Here is a 15904-nt window from a genome sequence, read left to right on the forward strand (position 1 = left end):
GGTAAGAAACGGGCCTTTACTCAAAGGCATGCGGCCATACGATCGGAAGGAAAAAGTGACCAAATTCAACGCTATCAAACCGACCCAGATACAAATTCAGGTTGCATTGAATGCCATCCTTTCCAGCGCCACCTTTGCCGATGCCAACAGGCTAAAATCGTTTCTTAAGTTCATCGTTGAGGAAGCTCTTAATGAGCGCGGGGCGAATCTCCGAGCTAAAATCATTGCATCAGATGTATATGGGCGGCGCCCTGAGGAAGGCGTTGAGCAGGAAACCATTGTGCGTGTCGATGCTGGACGGCTTCGGCGTAGGATGGATATCTACTATTCTGAAGAAGGTGCGAAAGATCCGGTTCGGATTCATGTTCTGGCTGGGGGCTATGTGCCGACGTTTGAACTTGTCGAGTTAGCCGAACCAGTTGATGACGTCTCTAATGCGCAAACCGGAAAGGCCAAATCGTTTGGTCGCGCCTCTGTTCTCAGTGCTGTGCTGGCAAGTGGCATAGCAGGTATCGGTGTCGGGTGGATAAGCAACGATTCAGCAGACGGTGAATCGCTAAGCGCAATGTCGATCGCAAACTCCAATGCACTTGTCGAAGCGGGAGCGCTACGGCGCTCTGTAAACCAAGTGTCGTCTGCATCCCTGCTCGCCCTCACCTTTGTAGAAGAGGCGCAGGAGTTAGTCTTCCCGTCCATTGATCCTGTAAGAGTACGCGCCTCTGAAATGATGTGTCAGCGTGCGATTGATTTCTCACCAGAACAGTCGACCGGGTACAGTTGCATAGCATTTGCACAGTCATACCTCGCATTTGTCGCGCCGAATGGTGCTGCACGAACCAAAAAACTATCAAGTGCCAGAAACGCAGCGGCCACGGCCCTTCGCATCGACCCAACTGACGCGCATGCACAAATGGCAGATGCCTGGAACAAATTCGTAGACGGCGACCGAGTGGGGGCGCTGCAACGTGCGAAGTCTACGATTAAAATCGCGCCCTACGATGAATTCCTTTGGAACTTTTACGGGATGATGATGGCATTTGACGGACAAGGGCCTGAGTTGCTCGCCTCTTATTTTCCTAACGCGAGCAATGCGAGCGGAGGTGAACGCTACCACCCTTTTGTATTGGCGGGGGCATACTTCCAGATGGGTGAATTCACGAAGACCTTGGCGGCAATTGACAACGCAATTGAGATTGAAGGCCGCATAAGCGCATTGATGACGGGCATCCAGATTGCAGCCTATGAAGCAATTGGGGACCATCCATCAGCCGAACTTTGTGCGGCAAACCTGATCGCTTCATGGCCACGCGCGAATTACAAACCAGTTCTCGTGAGGTTCTTCACTGATGAAGCCGACGCGTTGGCAATTTCAACTCGTATTGACAGCGCACTTGCCCGACTTGAGGACAGCTAAACGACTACCGTGAGCTATAAGTTCAGCTTCTGTATTCGCCAATGTTCAAATGCAGCCATGGCTCTGGTAGATGTTAAGGCCCGCCTCTTAAGGCCAAGGGAGAAGTCATATATGTCAGCATCTCGGACAGTATTCATTTTTCGCTTTAAGGTTCGGTGAAGATCGGGATGATGCGTCACTAAGCCGACAACTAAAGGAGATCTCTGATGGTACTAATCCTTGCTCTTTACGGAGGGGTTATCTATTTGGTTTTTGGTCGGTTTAAGCTGCTCCCTTGGAACACAACCTGGAAATCCATTTCTGCCACAGTCGGCCTGCTTATTGCGCTGATCGTGATCGGGGCTCTGAATTACCTTACTCCTTCGGGCCGGGTAGCTGTTCATGGCGCAACCATTGAAATCACACCCAATGTCACTGGCTCGGTAGTGAGTGTCGCTATCAAGGCCAACACGCCAATCAAAAAAGGCGACCTGTTATTTCAGATTGACCCTGTACCGTTTGAGATCGAAGTGGGCCGTCTTGAGGCCGCGGTGGTTGAAGCGAAAACTGCTGCAAATATGCTCCTTACTGACCTTGAGGCAGTTGAGGCGGAGATTGACGGCCTGACCGTTCAACTTACCTTCGGGATCGAACGGCGTGACGATATTGTGGAACTCGCGGATCGCGGCGTGAACTCCCAGTTCCAGTTGCAAGAAGCCGTTTCTACGATTGGTCAACTAGAGGCTGGCTTGCGTTCAGCCAAAGCTCGCAAACAAGGGCTTGAACTGCGCATTGCGTCTCAGATCGGCGGAGTGGATTCAACGGTTGCACAAGCACAACAAATGCTTGAGACCGCGCGCTGGAACCTACGCCAAACTGACGTTTTTGCAATCGAGGACGGGACTGTCACAGCCATGGTGCTGAAACCGGGCGCGCGGGTAACAAAATTCAAATCAGCACTGGCCTTTGTGCCCTATGGTGACAGATCTCTGACGGGTGTATTCGCGCAATCCGGGGCCCATGCCTTTGTGCCAGGCACAGAAGTGATGGTGGCAATGCGCAGTGATCCGGGCACCTTCTTTACGACAACGATCCAAGCCCTGATCCCCGGCACCGGTGAAGGGACATTGGCAACCACTGGGGCCTTGCCCACAATAGGTCAACTCCTAGGCAGCAGTTCAGTCGTCGTGCGCCTGAAAATACCAAATGACCTACCAGAGCATGTCACTCTTTTAGGGTCATCCGGATCGGCCACGCTCATCACACCAGATGCTGGGCCAATCGAACCGTTGGCCAAGATCCTGTTCTGGATCAAACGTTACACGAATTACCTATGACGCTCCTATTAGCGTGCTTGGGTGTAGATAATGCATTGCACGACCTCGGTCATTTTTTTTGACACGTCTTCGACGTAACGCTCCATATTAACCAGTATGCGCGAAATTTCGGCGTAAATGATCTTGGTATCTGACCACTTCGCTTTCGCCATAGTATTAGCGTGCAGATCGGCGGAGGCTTCGACCTCACCCATGGCTTGATCCCAAGGTATTTTGAACCGGGCTCTAGCTTCAGCAGGATTCGTCAAAGAGGCTTGCGGAAGAAGAACTACCATACCCGTCCTTGAGCGATGGGTTTACGCGCAAGCTTATATGATTTGGCAAGCAGCAGAGCGAGCAATTGACCCCTCAATTAAGCGCATCGTCTTTCCAATATTTGGTACCCGACGCATTTGCATTCACCCGCCAGCCTTTCTTGCTCAGCACAAAGAATGAGCGCCCATCTGTGAATTTAACTTCTGTCGTCGTGCGGTCAGTTCCCTCCATTGCGCCTGCATCCGCAGACGCATCATAGCCATGTTCAACAAACCGCTCGAAATCGACTGGTGTCTCAAACATAATAACGAACTGCGATTCAAAACCTCCAATGCCGAAAGCGGCACCCATACCGCCTGTGCCCATTTGCATGTACGTCCGCGCGCCATCCGGAGAGGCCACCGCAACACCCCGCCCATATCCTGCGGAAAGTGGGAAAATGGAAACCCGCCGCATATCGAATGCAGCATATCCAGTGCTAACACTATAGGCTTCGGCAGCCTCCGAATTTTCCGCCAATAACCGCAACAGAACATCGTTTGCCATGTTATCGAGCTTGTCTCTCGTGGCTTCAGGCGTCTCTTCGTTGCCTACCAGGTCACTGGTCGAGTCTACGGCTTCGCCAACCGCATCAACTCCTTTCTTAGCCACATCGCCAACCTTGCCGGCACCTTTCTTCACTTTATCCAGAAAGCCTTCGGCACTTACTGGGGCGGCAAGCGTTGCCAGTAAGAGCAAAAATATCGCGTTTTTCATAAGGTCCTCGCTGTTAGTACGAACTTGATTTAGTGCGGCGCGTCTCTTCTTTCGAAGCCTAACGTTCTCGAAGAAGAACGCCATTGGATTCGCAACTGAGGGAGATGTTCATCGAGGCAATAAGGTTCAGTAGCTAACTTCAGACGTCATTGACGTCCTCTCCCCAATGGCTTCACCCAAGCGACATAGGGCCTCACCCTTTCTTTTCAGATGCTCGCTTTCGTTCATTTCATGGCTCCTGCCCTCCTGCAGGAATCGTTACGAAGGGCAGTTGCCTCAACTGATCGACGCAACACTTTAATCTTTAGGAAGAGATGGAGTGTTTTGAATGAAGTATCGTCGCAGGATCTATTATTCAGGCGAACAGCGTGCCGATATCTGGGATCGATGGCAGCGTGGCGAGTCGATGAGGTCGATTGGGCGCGTTTTTGATCGCCACTCATCGTCGGTATTTTCCGTGATTTCACCGACGGGCGGAATACGTCCACCTGATCGCAGACGCGGTCGTTCTGCATTGAGCCTTGCTGAGCGTGAAGAGATATCTCGTGGGCTCAGCACCAAGCAATCTCTCCGGGCAATTGCGCGTCAGTTGCGACGTGCGCCTTCAACGATCCGCCGCGAGGTACGACGCAATGGGGGCAAGTTGTGCTATCGCGCAACGGCATCAGACCAAGCTGCATGGGATCGGGCTTTGCGCCCCAAGATGTGCAAGTTGGCTTGTCACCCGATGTTGGCCCACGCAGTATCCGCAAAGTTACGGCGCAAGTGGTCGCCAGAACAAGTTGCTGGTTGGTTCAAACGCGCATCCCCTGGAGAGGCGCACAAACAGGTGTCACACGAAACGATTTACAGAAGCCTTTATATACACGCGGTGTCCTGAAGAAGGAACTTCTGGAGCACTTGCGGGCTAAACGCACTGTCCGGCGCTCACAGCATGCCAGCCAGAAGCGAAAGGGAAATGGCCAGATCAAGGACGCTGTATCTATCAGCGAAAGGCCTGCGTCCGTCGAAGATCGTGCTGTTCGGGGCCACTGGGAGGGCGACTTAATCGGTGGATCAAAGAACAGTTATATCGCGACACTCGTGGAACGGCATTCTCGGTACGTGATGCGGGTCAAAGTCGCGAACAAAGACACACAGAGTGTCATCACGGCGCTGATCAAATCGGCTCAGAAACTGCCGCGCGAGCTCTACAAGTCGCTGACGTGGGATCGTGGCAAAGAGCTGGCAGATCATCCGCGATTCACGTTGGCAACCGACGTTGATGTCTACTTCTGCGACCCACAATCACCGTGGCAGCGCGGGTCAAACGAGAACACCAACCGGCTTTTGAGGCAGTACTTGCCTCGCGGAACGGACCTATCCGTTCATTCCCAAGTAAAACTCAGTGCAATTGCAAGGCAACTCAACGAACGACCTCGCAAGACCTTGCAATACCAAACACCAGCAGAGATGTCCGCAGAGTGTGTTGCATCGACCGGTTGAGGTCGCCGCGGATTGCGGACATTCGCTGCACTTTTCACAGAGGTCTGCTGTGCGGACATTCATCGTGGATATTTCAGGGAGAGATCAATACCTCGCCCTCAATTTCCATTGCAAAACCAAGCGGCAGTCCGGACACACCAATGGCGGAGCGTGCATGACGGCCAATATCCTGGCCGAACACATCAATTATAAGGTCACTAAATCCATTCACCACAATGTGCTGTTCCGAATAACCAGGCGCGGACGTCACCATTCCAAAGACGCGAACCCATCCCGTGATACGCGACAATGCACCAATTTCAGCTTTGAGGTTGGCAAGTACGGTCAGCGCCACCTCGCGGGCGTCCGCATACCCTTGATCCGTCGTAATCTCGGCACCCACAACGCCAAATGGGCCGGCAATACTGCCATCCATTGCGCTCTTGGGGTGCCCCGAGAAAACCGCCCTATCCCCCCGGATGTTAACAAACTCGAAGGGTAAGTTTAGTCCCTCTGGCAGCGTCGTAGGCTGCGGCAATTTAAGGCGTAATTTTTTCAGTCGATCTTCTGGTGTCAGCATGCTCAATCCCCAATTCAATTGATAACCCGATTGGTTAAACTTCGTCAGAACAAATACCATCAATGTCCGTCTGCCCCAAACATTAGCTGTAGAATGTATCGTCGTTTGCTGGGCGGACAAACCGGGCCTTTGTAGGTCCAGCACGACTTATTGGTGAAAATCGGAGATGTTTGCTCGAAATGGTCGCATTGAAGAAGTTCCCAGAGCCAGGCGCTCTGAGCATATCCACAGAAATCGCAAAATCTATAGCATGCACCAGTAGATGAATGAATCTTAGGGGCTTGTCACCAAAGTTGAAATCGGTGTTTCTGAGGTGCCCCTAGATTTGTAGACGCTTTGCTTGGTAATTTTGGAACCAAGGAGAGACGGATATGAGTGAGGGAATTCGGTTTACGGATGAGTTTAAGCGGGACGCGGTGGCACAGGTCGTTGAGCGCGGATACGCGGTCAGCGAAGTGGCTGAACGGCTGGGGATCAGCACTAAGTCGCTTTACACATGGAAGGCGCAGTTTTCGAAGCCACCGCATGTACGGGCCGAGGTTTTGGATCAGGCCACTGAGATAAGGCGGTTGAAGCGCGAACTGGCGCGGGTGACCGAAGAACGCACAATCTTAAAAAAGGCGACCGCGTACTTCGCGCGAGAGTCTCAGTGAGGTACGCGTTTATTGAGGCTCATCGGGCGGAGTTTTCTGTTCGGTCAATGTGCCGCGTGCTGATGGTCCATTTCAGCGGGTTCTATGCATGGCTTAAGGAACCGTTAAGCCCGCGGGCGCTTGAAGATGCGCGGCAAACCGATCTGATCCAACAAGCCTGGACGGACAGCGGCAAAGTTTATGGATACCGCAAGCTGCACGATGATCTTCTTGATCAAGGCGAGACCTGTTCTGAGAACCGCGTAGCGCGTTTGGCCAGCTTAGCTGGTATAGCCGCCCAGATCGGTTACAGGCGTCGCCCTGGTCGGTATGGCGGTAAGCCAGCAGTCTTCGCCGACAACACATTGGACCGACAGTTCGAAGTCGAGGCGCCTGATCGGATTTGGGTGACAGACATCACGTACATCAAAACGCACGAGGGCTGGTCATATCTGGCTGTTGTGATCGATCTGTTCTCAAGGCGTGTCGTCGGTTGGTCTATGCCGTCGCGGATGACAACGGACCTCGCCTTGCAGGCATTGCTGAGCGCTGTTTGGCGACGCAAGCCCAAGGCCAAGGTTATGATCCATTCCGACCAAGGCTCACAGTTCACCAGCAAAGAGTGGCAATCGTTCCTTGGTAAACACAATCTGGATGCCAGTATGAGCCGACGTGGGAATTGTCATGATAACGCAGTGGCCGAAAGCTTCTTCCAGCTTCTGAAACGGGAACGGATCAGGCGGCGGACATACTTAACACGCGATGCCGCAAGGTAGGATGTGTTCGACTACATCGAGATGTTTTACAACCCGACACGCAAGCACACAAACAACGGCATGCTGTCACCAGTTGACTATGAAAAGAAACAGCAGAAAATGAACGAGGCAGGCGTCTAGGAAACTAGGGGCACCTCATTTCGGGGTATTTTTTCAGGATCACTTAGGCTTGGTAGTATTTAGCGCCTAGCTGGCAGGGCCCAAATTAGTGTTGAAAACGGGAACTCATCAATTTGCTTTAGCAGGAGCCGAAAGTTGTCGCCCCCAACAGAAACCAAAAAAGAATACCTGGCTACTTGAAGCATGATACCTAATTATCGTTATCGGCCTCGCACATGTGCGTAAGTGAAATTTGATGAAACTTGCCGTCGTCACGATCACCAATGAAGCAATCCCACATCGGTTTAGTGACGACCCGCTCTGCCTGCAATCTCAGATCGAACAGCTTGGCGGCATCCACATCATCCATATGATCGATGAGGTTCGTGAAGGAGACGACAAAGCCGCGCCAAGCATTTTCCTTTGCTCGACTAGGCGCTGGATAATCCGTCTTCTTCATACGCGTTTCCTTTCCGGTGGGTTCGGGTGTTCTGACGACTCGAACCATGGAAGTGGTAGGCGACAAATGGGGCGTTTCTTTGACTTAGCAGCAACCAATATTGGCTGAAGCGCCTCCTTGAAGCGATCCTCCTTAGGTTCGACGCATCCCAACCCTGCCCTCTAGGGTGAATACAAAGGCCTCCAAAACAGGGGGTATTGCGGGTCCAAACACCCGATTTTAATCAGAGTCTGGCTCGCCGCTGAGACTTGAAGGTGAGTATGCAATTTGGCCTGCTGCTCAGCTTTCTACCTTGGCCTTCGACAATACCCTACAACTGCGAACCAATCGGCAGAACGCCAAGTATGTCGGCCCACAAATGCTGCGCCGTGGTACCTGTCGGTTCTGACTTGTAGAGAGAGATCGCCCCGTCGCTGCGACGCGTGGTCCAATTGATTTGGCCTCTTTCGTCCAGACCTAGATGGTATGTGCTCACAGGCAGCGCTTGATCCAAACTTTTGTTTAATCGCGCGGTCAAGGAAGGCGCGTCCAGCATGATCCCCATCTCGCTGTTGATGTTGACCGAGCGCGGATCCATATTGAACGATCCGACAAACAGATATCTATCATCGATCATGAAAGCCTTGGTGTGTAGACCGGACCGGCTCTGCCACCAGTAAACACCCGCCTTTTGGCTTTGGAGCGCGTCCGTCCGTAACTCGTAGAGTTCCACACCCGCGCGCAGCAACGCTTTGCGTTTCTTGGCGTAATGCGCATAGACAGGAATGACGTCGTTGGACCCAATTGAGTTCGTTACAACGTCGACTTCAACGCCCCGAGCTTCCATCCCAGCCAGCCAGTTCACGCCATTGGTTTGAGGCACAAAATAGGCTGACACGATGCGCACTTCGCTTCCAGCGTTCTCAAAATATGGTGACAGCTGCGAGGCGAGGAGTTCTTCTTTTTGTGCGTCGCCCGCCGTTTTTGATGCCGGATCAGCATAGAGCCGTGCAGGTACCCAAGTAAGCTTGAAGGTTTCGCGTGCAAATTTTTCATTGGCTGACCTAATCAGTGCTTTTCCAAAATCGGATTGCCGGGCTTCCTCTTTCAGTTCGGCCAACCTGATGCGCGCGTCTTTCAGTGAAAACTCCTTTGGCTCCCCGATTACAACGCGCGCGGGTACTGCAAATTTGCTATTCCAGTATTCGTCAAAACTCGCCGACACATCAAGAACCACCGGGCCCGCGGCCAGGACGTCCAGATCGACGTAGTTCATCCGCTCTTTGGCAAGAAAATACTCCGCCCCGATGTTTCGGCCGCCGACGATCGTTACTGCGTTATCAAAGGTCATCGACTTGTTGTGCATCCTGCGATTAACGCGTTTGAAGTCGGTCAGCCCACTCAAAATCAGGCCCTTCTCGCGCCAAAACGGATTGAACAGGCGGATTTCAATTTTGGGGTGTAGGTCCAGGGCCGCGGTCATTGCGTCGTAATGAGATGTATCCATGTCATCCAGAAGCAACCTGACCCTTACCCCCCGATCGGCAGCCTGCAACAGGCTGGAGGCAAACAAGTGGCCTGTGGCGTCGTTGTGCAGCAAATAATACTGGGCATCTATCGTCTTTTCGGCGCGCTTGGCGAGCAACAATCTTGCAGCGAGAGCCTCTTCTCCGTTGGAAATTAGACGCACACCAGATCGCCCGTCTCCGGGGTTCCCAAGCTCATTGGATCTGTTGGCGAGGCGTGTGCCCTGCGGTTCTGGGATCGCGCGGGTCACAGATTTTTCATATTGCTTTACGGTCCCGCCGCAAGAGGCAAGCAAGGCGATGACAAAGAGCAATGGTAGTTTCAAACGCACGCCAAACTACTCCAATTTGCTTCGCTTTGTGAATAACGGATTTTCTACACCCGGCTTCGCTAGAACGATCAAGTTTCCGTAAGTAAATAGCAAGGGTTTCGGCCCAAAAAACAAGGGCATTCAAAGAATGCAGAGCCGCAATCACGCTAAAGAACCATCAGCGGGACGGGTGTATCGTGGATGACAGGCTTCCAATTCAGCCCGGACCTTCGCGGGAATGAACGTTTGGGGTCAATGCTGCCTTTGGCGCGGCGCTATCTATAGGTCCTGAGCCAAACTGCAATCGGGTTGGCGGGTACTTCCCAAGTTGATACAATCAACTGAGGTATCCAAATAGGCAGGCACAAAACTCATGCGGTTTCTTACTCTTGTTCTGGCCATGGCCACATCCGTTGCATCGGCTTCAGGTACCGATACCAAGGTCTTCGAGACGTTCGGTGAATGGACAATTATGATCAGATCGGGCGATCCTGTCGCTTGCTATGCTACCCGGATGGGCGAAGACGGGAGCGAGGTTCAGATAGGCGTGGAGCCAGACCTACAAGGCGGATATTTTGCGGTTTATAATTCTGCTTGGACCCACATCAAAGAAGGCGATGTCGGTTCTGTAGAATTCAACTTTGGGACCTCAAGGTTCGGAGGTGAAGCCGTTGGTAAAACGGAGAACGACATCCCCGGGGGATATGCATTTTTTGACAACCCGGCTTTCGTAGAAGAGTTTGCAAACCGTCAAACGGTTAAGGTCATTGGGACCAGTGGCGCCGTTTTTGAGATGGATCTGACCGGGACAAAGAAAGCCGTCACCGGCGTTCTTGCTTGTCAGGATGCGCAGCCTAAGACGGACACCAACGAATAAGACTGGGATTATTTTAGCTGCAATATATCTGGTTTACAGGATTTTCGGTTCGCCGGCATCTTATCCGCTCCGTCTACGCGCTTGCTCCGCGAACCTCCAACCTGCAATTTAAACTTGGGTGCGCTCAGCTTGCCGGTGACATCAAATGGCCAAGCCGCGCGCGCTAGTGGGCGCCCTACTGGCCGAGGTTCGGCGCGTATTTTGATGGCATCATTTTTCCAATCAACCGTCCCTCTGGCGACAAGCTGAACACTAGCGGTTTCAGCAACCACGGAATCAAAAACAACTTTGCCCGGCGAGATCTTAACAGGAGCGACGACACAGGCCACATCGGTATAGCCTTGCCTGATCTCTTTTGAGAAAAGCCATGGGAAAACACCCAGTCCCGCCAATTCCAAAAGGCTCGTCGCAATCTGCCCTTGGGACATGACAATTGACGCAGAGCCATTCATCGAATTGACAAAAGCCTCGACTGAACTGCGGTTACCCACGACGCGGACGTTTCCCCTGAGTTGCCCGTTAGCTTCAATATTCAAACCTGCAGCCTTGAGTAATTTCCTTATATCCCAGCCCTGCGTTGTTCCCGTCAGCGCGACAAAATTGGGCGATTCTACTAAGTCCATATCGGCTTGAAGGTTAAAGGAACCCCCGCCAAAGGCGACATCCAAAGGCCCAAGCCGTGCTTTGCCATTTTCAGAAACCAGTTCGCTTGAAACGCTGTTCAAGCCTTCGACTCCTGTGATCTCCTTGAAATCAATTTGTGCGAAAATGTCGGTTTCGATGAGAAAAGTTTCTAGATCAACAAAGTCGGCCGGACTGTCGCCCTTTTTTGGCAAAACAAGGGGCTGCAATTCTATCTCATCGGCCGCTGCATTCTGTTCGTCTTCGGGCCCACCAGCATCGCTAATCTTCCCAAGTTCAGTTACACCAGCAAGAGCGTTCTTCAGGTCGTTGAGAGACAGTTTTTCACTGATGATTTTTGCGTCGATCTTGGGACGGCCGTTTGCCTCACTGGTCGCAAGCGTGCCGGTTAATTCAGACGTACCAGCGCCCAAACCAAGTTCAGCATTCACAAACCCATCTTCTCCACGAATGGATGCGCTGAGTTTCAGCGGGCCGGCGTCTACGGGCTTTAACTTCAACGCCGATAGGAACTGCGCCCCATCAGCGATATCGAGGTCAAGATCCACTTCCATCCCATTCAGTGTCGTCACATCGCCGACCCTGACGTTTGCGTCCATGGCCCACACATCGGTATTCACAGCCTTTGCCGTGAGGCCAACCAGGCTCAGGGAGCCCTGAGCATCATCGACGGAAAATTCGGCTTCAATGCCGCCAAATGCATCGGCGACATCTTCCCCCAAACTTGACAACACAAGAGAAGCTGGCGCTGAAATTTCTCCGACTAGTTCGAGTTGCTTGAACTCCAGAAGGTTCAGAACATTGCCTCGGGCGATAAGTATGGGCGCATCGCGCGGACCTGCCTGCAGCGATATTTTCTCCAGCGCTAGATACCCCTCATCCGTACGCCGGATGCTGCCGATGGAAACAGGCCCTACTTCATCAAGGCCTTGCTGAAAGGCGTTGGTTTTCATCAGTAATTCGTCGAATTCCAGCGACCCGTTTTTGCTAAAGATTTGGGTAGAGATGCCTGTTAGCTTGAGTTCTTTAAGCTTGTTGGCCTTTTGAGGCGGCTTGTTCTCGGGAAAAAGACGGGCAATTAGCTCGATGTTGAAATTTTTCATATCAGCCAGGTTTTCAATGTCGCCTATTGCTGTAATGGACTGCCCTTTTCCCAACTCAACTTCAGTAGATAAATTGGAAACAGACGTGGTCCCCGCCTGGTTTGTCAGCATTGCAGACATCACAGCAGTTCCGTCCAAAGTGCCTTTCAGCTTTAGCACGTCCAATAGATCGCCTAATCCAGCTACATCAATTTCAAGCTGCCCGGTAAAGCCACCGCCTTCTGATGTTGTGGTGGGCTCTCCATCAAAACTCAGCTCAATGGAACTGAAAGTGGCGCGCGTCGTGAAATCTGCGCCTTCGGGATAGTTCCCATCAATTGAAAATGGTTCGCCATTCACCGTTCCATTACTGATAACCTTGAGCTCTGTACCATCCTGCAACTGCTCCAGAGACAAGTTCTTGAGTTCGAAATCAAACTCAAATCCAGAAGTCTCGTCGTCCATAAGTAACTGAATGTTGGTGAATGTCGCGGTTCTGGTTCTAAGAAAATCCAGAAGGCCGTTCCCCTGATCGCCACCCTCTTCAGCTTGATCAACTTCGGTCGTTTCAGACGGACCTGAGGCTTTTGAACGTTCCTCCTCGTTTTCGGTCCAGCTTGACTTGCCGTTCGCATCTTTGAGCAAACTGACCTTTAAGCCGTCGATAAACAGATTGTTCAAATCGACCTTGCCATCGAGCAGCCCCAACAAGTTCAGATCAAATTCAAAACTCGAGAGCTCCGCTAGGTTTACACCCTCCATATCCTCACTTGGGATGAGCACGCCGCTCGCCTTAACGCGGCTGACCCGACTAACCCGAGCGCTAACGTCCCCGGTAACCAAAAGCGGTTGTCCAATTTGCTTCGAAAGGGCATCCGAAACGATTGACCGGCGAAAGTCGCTGAACAATGGCGTCGCTAAGATGGACCAGGCCAACGCAACAAGAACGATGGAAACGACGCCCAATCCCAGTGCTATCCGTAATACCCAGCGCATCATCCTTCGTACTCCCTAATCAATCTCAAGCATGAAATTGGCAAATTTCCGTCAAACAAGTGGATCCCTTGGGGCCCTGCCCTTTTGACCTGTTTTTCCATCCCTATGCCCTGTCGGGACTTTAAGCACTTTGGGATCAACTTCATAGGGCGGCGTCATGATTTGCAAGCCATTCTCATTGATCTAACCAAAGGTTGGAACAATCAAACTCTCGGCAAGGATTATGATTAGAATAAAAGGTCCCATCAATTCGAGCCGACCACCTCGAAGACAATTAACATTGGCGCCAGCAACTCCCTGAAATCGGCACCTATTGATGGCTTCCACTGCATCTCCTATTCGGTAGTTTCAGCGCATCAAGGCAGCCAATTGATGCTAGATACCCGTAATCGCCTTGATCGAAATCAGCAGAGTTGAAGCTTGCATGCCCCAATGATTTTGCGTTGCCCCGGTTAGAGGCGAAGACTTGAAATGAGATCTTGGCCTGGTTTCAGGCGAGTTTTCATTTTACCCACAGTCCGAACGGTTCGTCGCTCGAACGACATCTCCCAGCCCTTGATGTTTGTAGAGATAGAAACGTCAAAGACGATGGCTGGCCTTCAATTAGCTGCTCCCTGCGCTGGGAATGACTATTGTGGTTCCCAAGCCAACCAAAGCCGCAACATGCACTTTTTTGAGGTATAGCCGCGTGCCATGCCGTCGACTGCTGCACAAAGCGGGTTCCCAAGGTTGCATACCAAACCTTGGAAGCTATCATCTATTTCATAATTGAAGTTCTGGGAGACACGATATGCAGCGAAAACCCTTCAACTTTGCGGCAACAACCGCTTTCGTTGGGCTGTTGTGTACCAGCCAGAGCGTCAGCGCTCAGGACATGGTCGAGACGATCTATCTCGGGGGCCCCATTCTGACAATCAACGATGATGCGCCCCGCGCTGAGGCGGTTGCGGTGGCTGACGGCAAGATTGTCTCCGTTGGATCGCTCTCCGACATCATGGCGCTGCGCGGCGAAACGACCGAAATCTTTGATCTTGAGGGTCGCGCAATGCTGCCCGGGTTTGTCGACAGCCATGGGCATGCCGTGATGGGGGGACTGCAGGCACTGTCTGCCAATCTTCTGGCCGCGCCAGACGGCGATGTCACCGATATTCCCAGCCTTCAGGACACGCTGCGCGATTGGATGGCCGAAAATGCGGCCACAGTGGACAAGGTGCAATTGATCGTTGGCTTTGGGTATGACCAATCGCAATTGACCGAATTGCGCCACCCCACGCGGGACGACCTCGATGAAGTATCAACGGATATCCCCATTATCATTGTCCATCAGTCAGGCCACTTTGGTGTCGCCAACTCCAAAGCTCTCGAATTAACCAATGTTGATGCGAGCCTTCCCGATCCGGCAGGCGGCATCATCAGACGGCAAGAGGATGGCACCCCCAGCGGGGTTCTTGAGGAAAACGCATTTTTCGCGGTGTTGACCAACCTGCTTGGTGGGCTTGGTGAAGAAGGCTTGCGCGCCTTTGCAAACGCGGGCCCTAAGCTTTGGGCGAAGTTCGGCTATACAACGGCGCAAGAAGGGCGTGCGGCTCCTGCAATCGTTGAAGTTATGAAAAGCGTCGCGTCCGAAGGTGGCTTCAAAGTTGACGTCGTGGTCTATCCCGACATGATGGTTGATCGCGATTACATCGCAGCGAATGTGTCGGATGAGTATGTAAATAGGATGCGTGTTGGCGGTGCGAAACTTACGATTGATGGCTCTCCCCAAGGTTTCACGGCTTGGCGGGACCGTCCCTATTTTGACCCGGTGGGCGAATATGAGCCCGGCTATCTCGGGTACCCTGCCGTCACAAATGAACAGGTGATTGACGCCGTAGACTGGGCGTTTGAAAACGATATTCAGATCCTTGTGCATTCCAACGGAGAGGCGGCATCGGATCTTCTGCTTGCGTCGATTGATAGTGCTACAACGAAATACGGCCCCGCGGATCGGCGTCCCGTGCTGATCCATGGGCAATTCCTGCGCGAAGATCAGGTTGATGAGATGCAAAGGCTTGATGTGTTTCCATCCTTGTTCCCAATGCACACGTTTTATTGGGGCGATTGGCACCGCGATCACACTGTCGGGCCAGTCCTTGCGGAGAATATTTCCCCAACTGGGTGGGTGCGTCAGCGCGGTATGAAGTTTGGCTCGCACCATGACGCGCCAGTGGCGTTTCCTGACAGCATGCGAATTCTAGATGCGACGGTAACCCGGCGAACAAGGTCGGGTGACATCCTGGGCCCGTCTCAGCGGGTGGATGTAATGACGGCCCTTAAATCGATGACGATCTGGCCTGCATGGCAACATTACGAGTCAGACATGAAGGGCAGCATCGAAGTCGGCAAACTCGCGGATTTTGTGATCCTGTCTGACGACCCAACTGCAGTTGATCCTGAGATACTCGACACGCTGACGGTCATGACGACGATCAAAGAGGATGAGGTGATTTATTCCGCCCAGGCCCCACAGAAAGACGGCGCGCTCCAAGGTTCACAAAGCCGCGTCGCATTAGCGTCGAGCGGAACACCGATGGATGGCCATGCATTTCTTCATGTGACGGAAATCGGAATGTTGAAGATGATCGGTGCGGAACCGAAGCAGGCAAAAAACAGCCCCTGAATCGTAGATTTTACAGTTATCCGCCTGCTTAGCAGATCTTGATTATTGCTAGGCGGGCGACAGTTTTGAAACCGATGCGG

At 52.4% G+C, this 15904-nt stretch carries 10 protein-coding genes and 2 pseudogenes; 6 read left to right on the forward strand and 6 right to left on the reverse strand.

Annotation, left to right across the window (positions count from 1 at the left end; translation table 11 throughout):
• Positions 1 to 55 precede the first annotated feature (55 nt).
• Both C1J03_RS14485 and C1J03_RS14490 read left to right on the forward strand, forming a co-directional pair.
• A complete protein-coding gene (locus C1J03_RS14485) occupies positions 56 to 1414 on the forward strand; it encodes a hypothetical protein (protein WP_162798545.1) in 1359 nt (452 codons plus the stop codon).
• A gap of 206 nt (positions 1415 to 1620) precedes the next feature.
• Positions 1621 to 2730, forward strand: a complete 1110-nt coding sequence (locus C1J03_RS14490) for an HlyD family secretion protein (protein WP_114887242.1) — start codon at positions 1621 to 1623, stop codon at positions 2728 to 2730.
• An 8-nt stretch (positions 2731 to 2738) separates the two neighbouring features.
• Here C1J03_RS14490 and C1J03_RS14495 read toward each other — a convergent pair whose 3' ends face one another.
• Both C1J03_RS14495 and C1J03_RS14500 read right to left on the reverse strand, forming a co-directional pair.
• The gene (locus tag C1J03_RS14495) at positions 2739 to 2924 is read right to left on the reverse strand and encodes a hypothetical protein (RefSeq protein WP_162798546.1); all 186 of its coding nucleotides are present in this window, start codon (positions 2922 to 2924) and stop codon (positions 2739 to 2741) included.
• 154 nt (positions 2925 to 3078) lie between these two features.
• Complete coding sequence (locus C1J03_RS14500; RefSeq protein WP_114887244.1) at positions 3079 to 3741, reverse strand: hypothetical protein; 663 nt, start codon at positions 3739 to 3741, stop codon at positions 3079 to 3081.
• Between the two features lie 328 nt (positions 3742 to 4069).
• Here C1J03_RS14500 and C1J03_RS14505 point away from each other — a divergent pair.
• Positions 4070 to 5226, forward strand: a pseudogene (locus tag C1J03_RS14505) (IS30 family transposase).
• Positions 5227 to 5299: 73 nt separating this feature from the next.
• Here C1J03_RS14505 and C1J03_RS14510 read toward each other — a convergent pair.
• Entirely contained in the window at positions 5300 to 5785 is a 486-nt protein-coding gene (locus C1J03_RS14510) for a RidA family protein (RefSeq protein WP_114889019.1), read from the reverse strand.
• A 371-nt stretch (positions 5786 to 6156) separates the two neighbouring features.
• On the opposite strand from C1J03_RS14510, the pseudogene C1J03_RS14515 reads away from it, so the two are divergent.
• Positions 6157 to 7313, forward strand: a pseudogene (locus C1J03_RS14515) (IS3 family transposase).
• Positions 7314 to 7503: 190 nt separating this feature from the next.
• On the opposite strand, the gene C1J03_RS14525 reads toward C1J03_RS14515, so the two are convergent.
• Both C1J03_RS14525 and C1J03_RS14530 read right to left on the reverse strand, forming a co-directional pair.
• Positions 7504 to 7752 (reverse strand): hypothetical protein, encoded by a 249-nt coding sequence (locus tag C1J03_RS14525; protein WP_114887245.1) that lies wholly within the window; start codon positions 7750 to 7752, stop codon positions 7504 to 7506.
• A gap of 310 nt (positions 7753 to 8062) precedes the next feature.
• Entirely contained in the window at positions 8063 to 9589 is a 1527-nt protein-coding gene (locus tag C1J03_RS14530; RefSeq protein WP_114887246.1) for a phospholipase D family protein, read from the reverse strand.
• A 352-nt stretch (positions 9590 to 9941) separates the two neighbouring features.
• Here C1J03_RS14530 and C1J03_RS14535 point away from each other — a divergent pair, with 352 nt between their 5' ends.
• Complete coding sequence (locus C1J03_RS14535; RefSeq protein ID WP_114887247.1) at positions 9942 to 10445, forward strand: hypothetical protein; 504 nt, start codon at positions 9942 to 9944, stop codon at positions 10443 to 10445.
• An 8-nt stretch (positions 10446 to 10453) separates the two neighbouring features.
• Here C1J03_RS14535 and C1J03_RS14540 read toward each other — a convergent pair whose 3' ends face one another.
• Positions 10454 to 13168 (reverse strand): AsmA family protein, encoded by a 2715-nt coding sequence (locus C1J03_RS14540; RefSeq protein ID WP_114887248.1) that lies wholly within the window; start codon positions 13166 to 13168, stop codon positions 10454 to 10456.
• 787 nt (positions 13169 to 13955) lie between these two features.
• Between C1J03_RS14540 and C1J03_RS14545 the strand changes: the two genes are divergently transcribed.
• Positions 13956 to 15824, forward strand: coding sequence for an amidohydrolase (locus C1J03_RS14545; protein ID WP_114887249.1), 1869 nt, complete (start codon positions 13956 to 13958; stop codon positions 15822 to 15824).
• Positions 15825 to 15904 lie beyond the last annotated feature (80 nt).

It is taken from the genome of Sulfitobacter sp. SK012 (assembly GCF_003352085.1).
GTDB lineage: Bacteria > Pseudomonadota > Alphaproteobacteria > Rhodobacterales > Rhodobacteraceae > Sulfitobacter.

Coding starts and splice junctions, on each gene's coding strand:
- C1J03_RS14490 (WP_114887242.1), top strand. CDS start 1,621: ATGGTACTAATCCTTGCTCTTTACGGAGGGGTTATCTATTTGGTTTTT.
- C1J03_RS14495 (WP_162798546.1), bottom strand. CDS start 2,924: ATGGGTGAGGTCGAAGCCTCCGCCGATCTGCACGCTAATACTATGGCG.
- C1J03_RS14500 (WP_114887244.1), bottom strand. CDS start 3,741: ATGAAAAACGCGATATTTTTGCTCTTACTGGCAACGCTTGCCGCCCCA.
- C1J03_RS14510 (WP_114889019.1), bottom strand. CDS start 5,785: ATGCTGACACCAGAAGATCGACTGAAAAAATTACGCCTTAAATTGCCG.
- C1J03_RS14525 (WP_114887245.1), bottom strand. CDS start 7,752: ATGAAGAAGACGGATTATCCAGCGCCTAGTCGAGCAAAGGAAAATGCT.
- C1J03_RS14535 (WP_114887247.1), top strand. CDS start 9,942: ATGCGGTTTCTTACTCTTGTTCTGGCCATGGCCACATCCGTTGCATCG.
- C1J03_RS14540 (WP_114887248.1), bottom strand. CDS start 13,168: ATGATGCGCTGGGTATTACGGATAGCACTGGGATTGGGCGTCGTTTCC.
- C1J03_RS14545 (WP_114887249.1), top strand. CDS start 13,956: ATGCAGCGAAAACCCTTCAACTTTGCGGCAACAACCGCTTTCGTTGGG.